Annotated in this window: 1 rRNA gene; it reads right to left on the bottom strand. The window is 55.5% G+C overall.

The window, feature by feature from the left end:
* A 23S ribosomal RNA gene (locus tag HMPREF3087_RS10200) occupies positions 1–1,117 on the bottom strand; the annotation flags it as partial.

Here is a 1,117-nt window from a genome sequence, read left to right on the forward strand (position 1 = left end):
AGTGCGGGTGTGGCACTGGTTAGTATCAGATTCTTCGGTATGGACGGTTCTTCACTGGTACGGGAATATCAACCCGTTGTCCATCGACTACGCCTGTCGGCCTCGCCTTAGGTCCCGACTAACCCAGGGCGGATTAACCTAGCCCTGGAACCCTTGGTCATTCGGCGGACGGGTTTCTCACCCGTCTTTCGCTACTCATGCCTGCATTCTCACTCGTATAGCCTCCACCACTGAATCACTTCGCAGCTTCACCGGCCACACGACGCTCCCCTACCCAAAAACACCCGAGTTATCGGTTACATGTTTTTGCCACAACTTCGGTGGTGTGCTTAAGCCCCGCTACATTATCGGCGCGGAATCACTTGACCAGTGAGCTATTACGCACTCTTTCAAGGGTGGCTGCTTCTAAGCCAACCTCCTGGTTGTCACTGCAACTCCACATCCTTTTCCACTGAGCACACGCTTAGGGACCTTAGTTGATGGTCTGGGCTGTTTCCCTCTCGACTACGAAGCTTATCCCCCGCAGTCTCACTGCCACGCTGACTTCACGGCATTCGGAGTTTAGCTGACGTCAGTAACCCTCGCGGGCCCATCAGTCATCCAGTCGCTCTACCTCCGCAAAGCACCACGTAACGCTGCACCTAAATGCATTTCGGGGAGAACCAGCTATCACAGAGTTTGATTGGCCTTTCACCCCTAACCACAGATCATCCCCCCAGTTTTCAACCTAGGTGGGTTCGGGCCTCCACGCCGTCTTACCGGCGCTTCACCCTGCCCATGGCTAGATCACTCCGCTTCGGGTCTAGGACACACGACTGACCGCCCTGTTCGGACTCGCTTTCGCTGCGGCTTCCCCACACGGGTTAACCTCGCCACATGCCACTAACTCGCAGGCTCATTCTTCAAAAGGCACGCCATCACCCCACAAGGAGGCTCTGACGGATTGTAGGCACACGGTTTCAGGTACTCTTTCACTCCCCTCCCGGGGTACTTTTCACCATTCCCTCACGGTACTATCCGCTATCGGTCACCAAGAGTATTCAGCCTTACCAGGTGGTCCTGGCAGATTCACACGACATTCCACGAGTCCCGTGCTACTCGGGCACCAACACACACA

It is taken from the genome of Brevibacterium sp. HMSC22B09 (genome assembly GCF_001806795.1).
Classification (GTDB): Bacteria; Actinomycetota; Actinomycetes; order Actinomycetales; family Brevibacteriaceae; genus Brevibacterium; species Brevibacterium ravenspurgense.